Annotated in this window: 11 protein-coding genes; 1 reads left to right on the top strand and 10 read right to left on the bottom strand. The window is 34.0% G+C overall.

The window, feature by feature from the left end; translation table 11 throughout:
• Positions 1 to 25 precede the first annotated feature (25 nt).
• On the bottom strand, positions 26 to 1,108 hold the full coding sequence (locus tag JOD96_RS08495) for a hypothetical protein (protein WP_209563845.1): 1,083 nt from the start codon (positions 1,106 to 1,108) through the stop codon (positions 26 to 28).
• Positions 1,109 to 1,116: 8 nt separating this feature from the next.
• Complete coding sequence (locus JOD96_RS08490) at positions 1,117 to 1,638, bottom strand: DUF5004 domain-containing protein (RefSeq protein WP_209563844.1); 522 nt, start codon at positions 1,636 to 1,638, stop codon at positions 1,117 to 1,119.
• 481 nt (positions 1,639 to 2,119) lie between these two features.
• Between JOD96_RS08490 and JOD96_RS08485 the strand changes: the two genes are divergently transcribed.
• The gene (locus tag JOD96_RS08485; protein ID WP_209563843.1) at positions 2,120 to 3,718 is read left to right on the top strand and encodes a DUF6377 domain-containing protein; all 1,599 of its coding nucleotides are present in this window, start codon (positions 2,120 to 2,122) and stop codon (positions 3,716 to 3,718) included.
• 404 nt (positions 3,719 to 4,122) lie between these two features.
• Here JOD96_RS08485 and JOD96_RS08480 read toward each other — a convergent pair whose 3' ends face one another.
• The 8 genes from JOD96_RS08480 to JOD96_RS08445 all read right to left on the bottom strand — a co-directional run bounded on the left by JOD96_RS08480 (position 4,123) and on the right by JOD96_RS08445 (position 12,333).
• Complete coding sequence (locus JOD96_RS08480; protein ID WP_209563842.1) at positions 4,123 to 5,343, bottom strand: sterol desaturase family protein; 1,221 nt, start codon at positions 5,341 to 5,343, stop codon at positions 4,123 to 4,125.
• A 114-nt stretch (positions 5,344 to 5,457) separates the two neighbouring features.
• On the bottom strand, positions 5,458 to 6,744 hold the full coding sequence (locus tag JOD96_RS08475) for a Glu/Leu/Phe/Val family dehydrogenase (protein ID WP_245188374.1): 1,287 nt from the start codon (positions 6,742 to 6,744) through the stop codon (positions 5,458 to 5,460).
• Positions 6,745 to 7,187: 443 nt separating this feature from the next.
• The gene (locus JOD96_RS08470; protein ID WP_209563841.1) at positions 7,188 to 8,042 is read right to left on the bottom strand and encodes a DMT family transporter; all 855 of its coding nucleotides are present in this window, start codon (positions 8,040 to 8,042) and stop codon (positions 7,188 to 7,190) included.
• Between the two features lie 62 nt (positions 8,043 to 8,104).
• Positions 8,105 to 8,698 (bottom strand): 2OG-Fe(II) oxygenase, encoded by a 594-nt coding sequence (locus JOD96_RS08465; protein WP_209563840.1) that lies wholly within the window; start codon positions 8,696 to 8,698, stop codon positions 8,105 to 8,107.
• A 166-nt stretch (positions 8,699 to 8,864) separates the two neighbouring features.
• The gene (locus JOD96_RS08460) at positions 8,865 to 10,328 is read right to left on the bottom strand and encodes a magnesium chelatase (protein WP_209563839.1); all 1,464 of its coding nucleotides are present in this window, start codon (positions 10,326 to 10,328) and stop codon (positions 8,865 to 8,867) included.
• 179 nt (positions 10,329 to 10,507) lie between these two features.
• Positions 10,508 to 11,626 (bottom strand): vWA domain-containing protein, encoded by a 1,119-nt coding sequence (locus JOD96_RS08455; protein ID WP_209563838.1) that lies wholly within the window; start codon positions 11,624 to 11,626, stop codon positions 10,508 to 10,510.
• Between the two features lie 106 nt (positions 11,627 to 11,732).
• The gene (locus JOD96_RS08450) at positions 11,733 to 12,113 is read right to left on the bottom strand and encodes a YchJ family protein (RefSeq protein ID WP_209563837.1); all 381 of its coding nucleotides are present in this window, start codon (positions 12,111 to 12,113) and stop codon (positions 11,733 to 11,735) included.
• Positions 12,103 to 12,333, bottom strand: a complete 231-nt coding sequence (locus tag JOD96_RS08445) for a hypothetical protein (protein ID WP_209563836.1) — start codon at positions 12,331 to 12,333, stop codon at positions 12,103 to 12,105. Before JOD96_RS08445 ends, JOD96_RS08450 begins: the two co-directional genes overlap by 11 nt.
• Between the last annotated feature and the right edge of the window lie 49 nt (positions 12,334 to 12,382).

Raw genomic sequence — 12,382 nt, 5'->3', positions numbered from 1 at the left:
ATTGGTGTTTTAATTTGATAGTGAATTATTTGTCTAAAGTCTTAAGCGGAATTGAAGTATCTGAAATCGTTTTGTCTTTGTTATCTTTTACCAATACATGAATTTCTGATAAGTTTGTAATTCCTTTTAGTTCTGAAACTAAATTGACAAATCCTTTGATCTCAGCAGTTCCTCCCGAAAATTCACCCGAAATGACTTTACTGCCGGCTGTAATAGTGTAAATTAATTTGTTTACACCCGATTCATTGTTTTTTCTTGACATTCCCAAAAAGTCTTTTTGACTTATTTGCAAAGGAAAGAAAGTAAAAACCGGTGGCGGGGGCGGTATAAATTCACCGGCATATATAATCTGGTCACCAGAATTAGTTGTCCAGTCTTTTGCTACCATCAGGAATGTAATGTTTTCCATAACAAAACCTGGCTCTGTATTATAATACTCCTGCGGAATCAAATCCATTCTGTAAAAACCATTTCCTAAATCCTTTAGTTTTGTTTTTTCAGAAACGTCCGGAAGCCAGGCCTGATATTCCTGCAAAACAGCCCAGTTGTTTAAACCACTATGAAAGTGAACACTTGGAACTCCTGCAAAACCGTCTTTTAGGTTAGAGTTAAATAAAATACTTACCGGTTTATCGATTGTTGGTTTTGATGGATAAGATCTGATTACTTCATTTGCTGTATAAAATGACGAAAAATCAGTATAAGTCATGTTGGCAACATCACTTTGCTTAGATCCGTCTTTGTTTTTTAAACGGAACCAAAATCCTGCACTAGCGGCGATTTCCTCCGGAGTTTTAGTAAAATACGTTGTTGGAGTCAACTTAAAACTCCAGATTTTATCGCCCTCGTATGTTAGTTTTGCAAAATCAGATGAGTTTTCCCAATTGCCCGCATCAGGCTCAGATGGCGACCAGATCCAGATATAGAGATCTTCTGTTTCTGCAAAGGTGGTTCCCGAAAGATCAAAGTACCAGGTCACTTCTTCATCATATTTGTAAACTACCGGATAAGATGACATGGGACCGACAGCTCCTGCGTTTTCTTGTGCCGTTACAAAATTTGGAGCCATCAAAAGGGCAAGTAAAATTGTATATATAAACTTTTTCATATTACTTCTTAATTAATAGCATTTAATTTAAATACATAAGACACAAAATCTGCCCCGCCCGAAGTACGCATCAATTGAAGCTGCATTTCGTCGTTTTTACCCGGAACCGAGATGACACGAAGCTCGTCTGTTTTTTGAGTTTTTTGGGCATCACTGTACAAATAGATCTTTACTGCACTAGCGTTTGTCTGCTGAAAGTCTGAGCTTAATGCCCAATACCCTTTTGGAGCAAATAATGGAGGAACATTACCTGTTACTTCATAACTTGTAGGCCTGTTTTTTTCGTCTACGGTGAAATTGATTTTAAAATCCTCGTAATTAAAATAGGTGCTCAAGTTCTCTTCGTTTGGCTGGATATTATTTGCTTTTGCAAATTCATCAACCATTTTCAGATTTGTCAATCCCCAATTTCCGTTTACTTTTTCGTAAATGGTAATCGGATCAACGTGGCTTCCGTCGTCAGTGTTGTCACAGCCAATAGCTGATAAACTCATCGCAACAGCCAACCAATAAATACTTTTACATTTCATAAAATTTTGGTTTGATTTGTTAGTTTTTTTTATCCCGAAAGGATAGAGCGAAACTATAAGTTAAATAAATCTTAAAAAATAAATCTGAGAAAAATCAAGATAAAAATCAAGCAATTAAAACATTAATTACTTGATTAATAGATAATTACAACATATTTAAAAGTAAAAAAATCAAGACGTTGTTTAGATAAAAAACATCAAATAAATAATGGTATAAATGACAATATCAAAATTAAAGCTGATATTTTTTTAACTATACATATATATAATTGCTTTTTATTGTATAATTGCAAATTATTAGACTACATTTAACATTTAAACCTTATTTTTAAACGAAACAACACTTGTTTATAAGTGGTTACGTCTAAATTTGCTAAATTTCAAAAAATAATCAGTCACCAACTCTCAGACTTATTTTTGAATTGAAACGAATTAACTCAACTATCAAGAAACTATTTTACCTTAAAACCAAAACATAACCATGCGAAAAATATTGATTCTATATTTTTTTATTGCGGGTTGTTCTCTAACTGCGAAAGAGACAAATCCTGTTTTAGAAGAATTAGATAAAGTGCTCCTTAAAAAAGAGGTGTATCTCAAAAAGAAATATCAAAAAATTGGAGCATTAAAAAAAAATGTATCAAAGTTTACTCTGAACCAAAATACTGAAGCACTTTATAATTGCTATATGTCATTGTTTGAGGAGTATAAATCCTTTAAATATGATTCTGCTTATTATTATTTAGAAGAAGCTAAAATCAAGGCAATTGCACTAAAAGAGCCAAGATTTTTGGCAAAAAGCCGTATCAAGGAAGGTTTTGTGCTGCTTTCTTCGGGTTTGTTTAAAGAAGCTATTGATACTTTGAATGTCATCGACGATCAAAAACTCGACTTAAAAAACAAATTTGAATATTATAATATAAAAGCCCGTGCTTATTATGATTTAGCCGATTATAACCGCGATCAGCGTTTTAACATCCATTATGTACAGCAGGGAAACCATTTTCTGAAAAAAGCCCTGGAGTTAATCGGAACGAATACAAATGAATACTGGGCAGCCGAAAGTTTAAAAAGATTAAAACAGCAAGACTGGCGCGGTGCTGAATTTGCTTTTAGTTACTGGATTAACAATTATGATTTACCACCCGATTATTACGGAATTGCTACATCAAGTCTCGGTTATATTTATTCTGAAAGAGGTTATACAAAAAAAGCGATTTACTATCTGGCTCTTGCTGCAATTGCAGATGTCAAAAATGCCACAAAAGAAACGGTAGCTTTGCGAAACCTCGCCAACGAACTCTTTAAAATGGGTTATCTTGACAAAGCAAACGAATATATCAATATTGCTATGGATGATGCGACTTTCTACAACGCCAGACATCGCAAAATTGAAATTTCATCGATCTTGCCTATCATTGAAAAAGCACAGCTTAATAATGTAAAAGAAAAAAATGATAAACTCGAAAGGATCATTATTCTGCTCACGATATTAACCCTAATTATTGTTTTATTTCTGATCATCATTTTCAAACAATTAAAAGAAAGAAATAAGGCCAGAAAAATTATGGCTTCTTCGTATGCACAGCTTCAGGAAATGAATATTAGTCTTAGCGAGGCAAATGCGATTAAAGAAGAATATATCACGTATTTCATTAAAGCTACATCAGCTTTCATTAATAAAATAGATCATATTCAGAAAAGCACGCTTCATAAAATTATTACCAAGAAAACAGATGAAGTTATTGCGAGTCTAAAACGCTATAATGTAAAGGAAGAAAGAGAAAATTTATTCCATCAGTTTGATGAAATCTTCCTGAAATTATTCCCAACTTTTGTAACCGATTTTAATCATTTATTTCCAAATGACCATAAATGCATTGTAAAGAAAGGCGAACTTTTGAATACTGAACTTCGCATATTTGCCCTGTACAGATTAGGAATTCAGGACAGCAGCCAAATGGCAGAATTCCTGGAACTTTCTGTGGCTACAATATATACATACAAAACAAGAATCAAAAGCAAATCAGATTTTAAAGATACTTTTGAAGAAAAGATTATGGCTATCAAAACGATATAATTTCAGCGTTCCTGCAAGGTTTCAAAAACCTTGTAGGCATGTCTTTTTGAAATATAGGAGCGTGAAAATAAAGACCTACAAGGTTTTGGAAACCTTGCAGGAAAACAACCTTAAGATCAATAATGTAATCTTATAAATTACTAATTTCAGCGTTCTTGCAAGGTTTCAAAAACCTTGTAGGTATGTCTTTTTGAAATATAGGAGCGTGAAAATAAAGACCTACAAGGTTTTGGAAACCTTGCAGGAAAACAACCTTAAGGTCAATAATGTAATCTTATAAATTATTAATTTCAGCGTTCCTGCAAGGTTTCAAAAACTTTGTAGGTATGTCTTTTTGAAATATAGGAGCGTGAAAATAAAGACCTACAAGGTTTTGGAAACCTTGCAGGAAAACCTTAAACTTTTTATTCTGATTCTAATTGTAATACTACGTTTTGGTAACGTTTGCTCAACGAAAACATTTGCTCGGCAAAAATCATAACTGCGAGCGGTACAAATAGAAATATCGTTAAATCTTCCTGATAAAGAAAATAAGTCGTAATCATAAAAATACGGGCATATTCGAGATAATACATCCATTTGCGCTGTTCTAATAATGCACCGCAATTAACTAAGGTTATCAGGATAAAGGAAAGCACAAAGACCTTATCGTACACTTCTAAATAATCAAAATAATAGGTAAAGCCTGTTAAAAACAATGTGCAGATTCCTAACTGAATATAGAGATAGTTTTTAAAACGAAGTCTTTGATGCGGATTACTTTTATCCTGCAGAAAACGTTTTTCCAGAATTGGGCGAATATCCTGATCCATATGCGCCGGACTGCCAAAAACGGCTTTCCATTTTTCTTTAAAACCTTTAGAACGTTTCATTAATTCATAAATTTCAAAGTAATAATGAAAGTGCTGCCAAAGGAAACTATAGCTTTTTAGCGGATGTGTTAATCCGTATTTTGGTTTTTCTTCTTCGGTTTGAAAAGTTCCGAAGAGGCGATCCCAAAAAGTAAACATATCACCATAATTTTTGTCAAGGTATTTTTCGTCTGAGGCATGGTGAACTCCATGAACAGAAGGCGTTACAAAAACATATTCGAGCCATTTTATTTTTCCAATAAGCTGTGTATGTGTAAAGAAGGAATAAGCGCCATGAACAATCAGCATCGTGATTACCATTTTTGGGTGAAAACCCGTAAACGGCAAAACACACCAGAAACCTGTTCTAATAATAGCCTGAAAAGTGGTGATTCTTGCCGCGGCAGTAAAATTAAATTCTTCACTATGATGATGCACAATATGCGCTGCCCAGAAAAAATTGACTTCGTGACCTAATCTGTGGTACCAGTACCAAACAAAATCGGTGGCCAGAATTAAGCCAAACCAAACAAAAATATTCGTCGGAATGTCAAAAATTCGATAATTGTTATAGATAAAATAATACAACTGATAAAAACTTGCAGCAATAAATAAATTAATTAATCTTTCTGCAATACCAATACTAATGTTCGAAACAGAGCTTTCATAATTGAAAATTTCAGGTCTTTTTCTATGCTGCATTATTTTATACTCAATAAATAAAAAGAGAAAAAAAGCGGGCATTGCGAAGGCAAGAAAATTAATATGTTCCATTTTAAAAATTACTTTTTTGATTTATAAATAACTTAAAAGAAGATATTTTCACTGACAAATACCCTTGTAGATATCTGCCAGTGAAAATTATTTTAATCTAATACCGGGTAAATTTTAATTCTGCTTGTATTTTACAGCATCCAATGTCACTTCTTTTACCGATTGTGTATCGGCAACTTTTTGCAAAGCAAGAATATAAGCCGCAATACGGGGTGTAACATTGTATTTTGCTGCAGTTCTGAAAACAGTATCAAAACTTTTCTCTAATATATCTTCTAATCTTGTATTGATCTGATGAATTCTCCATGATTCTAAAAGCGAATTCTGAAGCCATTCAAAATAAGAAACAGTTACTCCGCCGGCGTTGGCCAAAATATCCGGAATTACTAAAACATTGTTTTCATGCAAAATTGCATCAGCATCAGAAGATACAGGACCGTTTGCCCCTTCAACAATAATTTTGGCTCTAATATCGGCAGCGTTCTTTTTCGTAATAACATCTTCTTTTGCTGCCGGAATCAGGACATCAACATCCAAAAGCAATAAATTTTCATGCTTGATTGCAACCGAATTCGGATAGCCTTTAATGCTTTTATTATTTAGGTTGTAATATAAAATCAGTTCCGGAATATTCAAACCTGACGGATTATAAAATGCTTCTGAAACATCACTTACAGCAACTATCTTTAATCCTTTTTCATATAAAAACAAAGCCGAATGCAATCCTACATTTCCAAATCCCTGAATCGCTGCACTAGCTCTCGCAGGTCTGATTTTTAATTTATTAAGAGCCAGAAGGCTTATTATACTAACACCCCGCCCTGTTGCTTCTACCCTGCCCAAAGAGCCTCCGGAATGTAAATGTTTTCCTGTCACAACAGCATGAATCGTTTTTCCGTGAACTAATGAAAATTCGTCCATCAGCCAGCCCATTTCATCCGGGCCTGTTCCCATATCCGGTGCCGGAACATCTTTGTCGGGACCAAAAATATCAGCCAAAGTTTTGGTGTAGGCTCTGGTTATTTTTTCAAGTTCTGCTTTTGAATGCTTTCTGGGATCACAAATTATTCCGCCTTTTGCACCTCCAAAAGGAATTCCCGTTACGGCAGATTTCCAGGTCATCCAGGCTGCCAATGCTTTTACTTCGTCCAGGTTTACCGAAGTATCATATCGAATTCCGCCTTTTGACGGGCCCAATGCCGTATTATGAATCACGCGGTAGCCTTCAAAATTTTGCGTGGTTCCATTGTCCAGTGTTATAGAAAAGTTTACTACAATTTGTTTTTCCGGACGCTGCAATTTTTGTCTTATAGATTCTTCGAGATTAAGAATGTCTGCTGCAATATTAAATCGATCAATCATAGATTGAAATGGATTTTGTTTAATTAATTCTGCACTCATGATATATTTTTAGTTTGGGTTGATAATTTAATTTGCTCCTTCACTTTTAAAAAGAGCTTTATATTCTCTTAATTATTGCAACAAACACAACATGGAATTTTGATCCGACAGGATTGCATCATTATATTTCTATTTCTATTTGATCTCATCTCTTTAATTTTTTTAATAATCCTAAAAAAAGCCTTTCATGGTGCATGAAAGGCTAAAAAAAAAATAACTAACAAGTCCATTTTCTATTAAGGCCATTTCATTCCGTTGCTTATCATGCAGCACATCGCAAAGCTGCACATAAACGGAACGATATTTTGGCTATAGTTTTTCATTGTTAAGGCAAATTTACAAATTACTTTATATATTCTATAGAATTAGTAGAATTAATTTTAAATAAAATGAATTTTATTACAAAATACACTGTAAATAAAGCGTTTACGAATTATTATTTTTTATGCTAATTGAGAAAAAACGATAAAAATTATGGCAATCAGGGCCAAAAAGATACCAATGAAGTTAGTTTTGGATAGTTTTTCTTTGAAAAAAAGCAACCCGATAAGACTTCCGAGAACTATAACTCCCAGATTCATTCCGGCAAAAACAGTAGACGGATTTTCAGAAAATGCCTTGTGGGCTTTTAGATAAAAAAGAATATTTCCGAAATTGAAAAGACCTACCAAGCCTCCAAAAAGAATATTTTTTAGTTCTAATTTTACTTTTTTAATTACCGAATAATAAATTACAACGAGTAATGATACCGCCAAAGCAATATCAAAAATTACAAAAAGAGAGGTTGTATAAGGCAAAGCCGTGTAGAGGGCAACTTGCTTAAAAAGTATATCTATTACTCCAAAACCAAGCAAAACTACTGTTGGGTAAATCCATTTATTCTCAGTGTTTCCTGTATTTTTTCTTAAAATAAATAATAGTGCCACAAACCCTATTAGCAATCCAATCAGTTTATAAGAATTGAAGTCTTCCTTAAAAATAAACCATGCTGCCAAAATTGGAATAAATAACGAGAGACGCTGTGCTGCATCTGTTTTTACGATTCCCATATGTTTTATGGATGAGATAAGAAACAGAAAAACAACAGGCAATAAAATTCCTATTGCAATATAAATATTCCAGGGTGCTGTAGTATGAACCTGAGAAATATCAGGACTAAAAGTAACATAGCACAATATAAGAGCAAATACATAATTGAAAGCTACAATTTGGATAGGATTGGTATTATATTTTCGTGTGATTTTAAAAATTACACCAACAATTACACTGCAGATTATACTTAAAATAAGAAATAACATAGAATTAAATTTTAAACACAAAAATACGGTTTATCTCTTTTATACTTTCAAAAAGAATAATTTTAATTACTCTTTAACCAGCCGGTAATGCTCATTCTGGTATTTTGAGTAACCAAAACTTCGTGAACTAATTCATTGCTTTTAAAGAAAACGGTTTTGCCCTGGGTTGGCGCAATTTTTTGATTGTTATTTTCCTGATGAATCATCAATTCTCCGCCATCTGCTTCTTTCCAATTACTATTTAAATAAGTGATCATAGAATATTTTCTGCCCGGATTATTTTTAAACTGATCCAGGTGTTTGAGATAAAAATCACCCGTTTCGTATAAGGAATAATGAAACTCATACCCTGTAATTCCGGCATAGCAGCTTTCGTTTAAATAAATAATGAACGCATCAATTTGAGCAAAAAACTCATTTTCAAAAACATTGTTGTGTTTTTTATCCAGCCAATAAATAGAATCGCTTCTGATTGCACCATCGTAAGAAAGTTTTTCTGAATTTCCGATTCCTGCGGCGAGCAATAAACTTTTCTCGTTTAAATCCAGTAAGTTCTGTTTTAAAGAATTTGCTAATTCCGGGCTTAAAAAATGCTCTGATATGCCTACTTTATTCTCAATATAACTCGAAATCAAATCTTCGAAACTATTTTCCATTTTTATTTTGGGAAAAACTGCAAATACAGTCAACGGAGCAAGGTAGAGGAAATAAAACTGGTAATTGGTTTATTCTCAATAAATAAAAAAACCAAACAGGTTTTTAAAACCTGCTTGGTTTGCTGTAAGTAAGATATATAGTTGTTCTTAAATAAGTCTGTATTAATTACAATTTACTAATGTAACTTCCGTATGTATCCTTAAACTGATGTCCTTTTGCAAAACGATCTTTACTTAGTTTTTTGTATTCAACCAGTCCCCACAAAACAAATTCTTTCATAAAATACTGGTCTTTTTTATCCAGTTGAGGCTGATATTTTTTGATTAAATCGTCAAGCGGAGTTACTTCGTCTAATATAGCCTGATATTCTGCATCTGTGCAATCGTCTAGTAATTCAAAACCACTTTCTGCAAAAAACCACTCAATTAAGTCTGTATAAGGCGTTTTTTCGCCCGCTTTTTCCAGTTTTTCAATCTTAGGAAAATATTCGGAAAATAATGTACGAATCGACGATCCTATAAGACTTTGGGCAACAAATGCCGCTCCCTCCTGCTCTCCTTCGTAAACTAACTCTACTTTTCCGGTAATAGCCGGAATTATCCCAATAAAATCAGATAAACGCAAGGTAGTTTTATCTGCTCCTGATAATAATGCACGTCTTTCTGCGGTGCTAATTAAATTTTCGAAAGCTGTGATACTCATTCTTGCACTTACACCACTTTTGTTGTCAATATATTCACTTTCACGGGCTTCAAAGCTTATTTGCTCCAAAATATCCCTGGCCAGGCCTGGTATATATACCACATCATTTTGATCCTGATCTAATTTTGCTTCCTGTTCTGTAATTGTTCTGGCAATTTTTACCGTTTCGGGATAATGCGTTAAGATTTGAGAACCAATCCTGTCTTTTAATGGCGTAACGATGCTTCCTCTGTTTGTGTAATCTTCTGGATTTGCAGTAAAAACAAATTGCATATCGAGTGGCATTCTCAACTTAAAACCTCTAATCTGGATATCGCCTTCCTGCAAAATATTAAATAACGCTACCTGAATTCTTGCCTGCAAATCGGGTAATTCATTAATTACAAAAATACAACGGTTTGCTCTCGGGATCATTCCAAAATGAATTACACGATCATCTGCATACGATAATTTTAAATTTGCTGCTTTTATCGGGTCTACGTCACCTATTAAATCGGCAACGGTAACATCAGGAGTTGCCAGTTTTTCAAAAAAACGCTCGCTTCTGTGCAGCCACGAAATTGGTGTTTCCTCCCCTTTTTCGGCAATAAGATCTTTTGCAAACCTTGAAATTGGATTCAACGGATCATCATTAATTTCAGAACCTGTAACAAATGGAATATATTCATCCAGCAATTCAACCATTTTTCTCGCTAAACGTGTTTTGGCCTGCCCGCGAAGTCCCAGCAGATTTATATTATGGCGGGATAAAATCGCTCTTTCTAATTCTGGAATTACAGTGTTTTCAAATCCGTGAACACCTTCAAATACCGCTTGTCCGGTTTTTATTTTCTCACGAAGGTTATTTCGCAATTCATCTTTGATGCTTGTACTTTTATATCCTGAGGCTTTTAACTGACCTAATGTATTTATGCTTTCTATTTTCATTTTATGAAATATCTGTTGTTATTTTATTTTGATTGCGCTTCGACTCCGCTCAGCGTGACAACCTATATAATGATCTCTTTGTGAAGACGCATTGCTGTGCGTCTACGATATGCGTTGTGTCAAACGTGACAATGATAAAATCTTAGTACCTAAATTCTTAGCATCTTAAAACTTTAAATTTATCGAACTCTCTTCTTCCTATTCGTTTCATAATCTTCAAAAATCATTTCACCCAAACCTTTAAGCCCTGTATAAAAAGCTTTCCCTTGATTGGCTTCTGTAAAATGATTTACAAAACGCTGCAAATAAGGATCGTTTGCAATCATAAATGTTGTTATCGGAATATGTAATTTTCTGGCTTGTTGTGCCTGCGTATAACATTTGTCTACAATGTATTCGTCGAGTCCGTTACTGTTCATATAATAAGAACCGTCACGTTCGCGCACGCAGCTTGGTTTCCCGTCGGTAATCATAAAAATTTGTTTGTTGGTATTTCGCTTTCTTCGCAAAATATCCATAGCCAGCTGCAAACCGGCAACTGTATTGGTATGATAAGGGCCAACTTGCAAATACGGCAAATCTTTAATTGGAATTGTCCACGCATCATTTCCAAAAACCAAAATATCCAGCGTGTCTTTTGGGTATCGTGTTGTAATCAATTCAGCTAGTGCCATTGCTACTTTTTTGGCTGGTGTGATGCGGTCCTCGCCGTACAAAATCATACTGTGACTGATATCAATCATCAAAACCGTACTCATTTGTGCTTTGTACTGTGTCTCTTCTACAACCAAATCATTTTCGGTGAGTTTAAAACCATCAACGCCATTATTGATTTGAGCGTTTCGCAAACTTTCTGTCAGGGAAATTCTTTCTAAGCCGTCTCCAAAATTAAATTCACGGAATTCGCCAGTATGTTCATCTCCATTTCCGGCATGTTTGGTTTTATGATTTCCGTTTCCGGAACGCTTTAAATTCCCGAAAATCTGATCTAAGGCCTGCTGCCTGATTGCACGTTCTGTTTTAGCAGTGATTCCAAAACCTGGTGTTCCGTCCTCTTTTGCTTCGTCTTTTATGTAACCTTTCTTTTTTAAATCTTCGATAAAATCATCGATTGTGTAGTTCTCGTCGGTAAGTTTATACTCTTTATCCAACTCACGAAGCCAGTCTATTGCTTCATCAAAATCGCCCGAAGTATGGGTGATAAGCTCTTTGAAAATGCCAAAAAGTTTTTCAAACGGAGACTGAAACGGGGCTTCGTATGTCTTAAAATAAAAACCTTTTTTAAATTCGTTTTTCATAATCCTAAAATTACACTATTTTAGAATTATGAAAAAAGAAACGTTTATTAATTTTTAGTTAAAATATTGAAGCAAAACCTAAGGTTAACACTGTTAAATATAACAATTATTCAAACTTTCCATCTACATAAAACCACGTTCCGTTTTCGAATTTAAAAGTAGAAAATTCATAATGTATTTGTGGGACATTTTCTGCATTCAGAAAATAAGCCTTAAATTCTACCGTATTTTCTGTAAAACTTAAAATCTCAAGTTTTTGCCATTTATTGCTGGTAGCCCATTTTAGAATTTCTGCTTTTGAATAATATTTTCTTTCTGTAATATAAGTTGTCTCTAATAAATAATCTGCATTGTGAGTTGCATAAGCCGAATATCTGGAACGCATTAATGCCAAAGCAGACAATGCTTTTTGATTGTTGCGCAGATACAATCCGCAGCAATCATCAAACAGCAAACCTGTATCACAAAAACATATGCTATTCTCCATCAACCTGCTCTTCTCCATTGATTTTCACATGAAGCTGATTTAGCAAAACCTGATAACGGCTGATTTCTCTAAGGTCTTCATCTTCCTCAGCATGATCCAGCATATCATCTAAAGTCTCACTTACTTCAAGTAATTTATTATTAGCTTCTCTATCTTGTTTTGCAGCTATCAAATCAATAATTTCCTGCACTCTTACTTTTAAATCTTCAAATTTACTCATGTCTTTTTTATTTTTGTTTCAGGTTTAAAGTTTCAGGTTAGTTGAGCAA

Source organism: Flavobacterium sp. 1355 (genome assembly GCF_017833415.1).
Classification (GTDB): domain Bacteria; phylum Bacteroidota; class Bacteroidia; order Flavobacteriales; family Flavobacteriaceae; genus Flavobacterium.
This window is presented reverse-complemented; position numbering and strand designations above follow the sequence as displayed.